Source organism: Catenibacterium sp. UBA627, from assembly GCF_002299355.1.
GTDB lineage: Bacteria > Bacillota_I > Bacilli_A > Erysipelotrichales > Coprobacillaceae > Catenibacterium > Catenibacterium mitsuoka.
In genome coordinates, this window is record NZ_DBPF01000121.1 from 1,658 (window position 1) to 2,394 (window position 737).

Sequence of the window (737 nt, forward strand, 5' to 3'; positions counted from 1 at the left end):
GTAAACTTAAGTTAACATTTGTATTTTTCCTAGGAAATAAAAAAGCCCAGAACGGGGCTGTACATCAATTTTCTAATAATGATGTAGAAGATGACATCGCAAAGATAAATGTTGAACCATTATGAATAAGTGATGTTGTACTTGCTGGTAAAATACCAAACATACCTAATAATATTAATCCTAAAGTGACTATTCTTGTATAGTTACGCTTGATTCTTTTCATTAATAGTTTTGATAATTGTTTAAATACGACAATTTCTTCTAATGAAGAAGATGTTAATGTGACATCTGCAAGTTCTCTTGCGATATCTGAACTATCCTGTAAGGAAATAGATACATCCGCACAAGATAAGGCTGGAGTATCATTAACACCATCACCTACCATAACAACTTTATGTCCTTCATCTCTTAATTTTTTGACATAGTTTGCTTTATCTTCAGGTAATACGCCTGCTAAGTAACCATCAATATTGAGTTCTTCTGCAATATGCTTAGCCGCATTCTCACTATCACCTGTCAACATAATGATATTCTTAAAACCACTACGTCTAAGATTCATGATTGTTTCTTTTGCTTCTGGTTTGAGTGGATCATAGATAGAAATAATACCTACAAGTTCTCCACCTATTGCGAGGAATATCAAAGAACTGGCACCTTCAATTTTGTAAGTTATTGATGAGTGTTTCTATTTCTTCTGTTTTAGTAATATGTTCATCTTCAAATACAAAATGATCACT

The 737-nt window shown here is 32.3% G+C and carries 1 protein-coding gene; it reads right to left on the minus strand.

Features of this window, described 5'->3' with window-relative positions:
* Positions 1–64 precede the first annotated feature (64 nt).
* Positions 65–643, minus strand: a complete 579-nt coding sequence (locus B2S90_RS07890) for an HAD-IC family P-type ATPase (protein ID WP_286696840.1) — start codon at positions 641–643, stop codon at positions 65–67.
* Positions 644–737 lie beyond the last annotated feature (94 nt).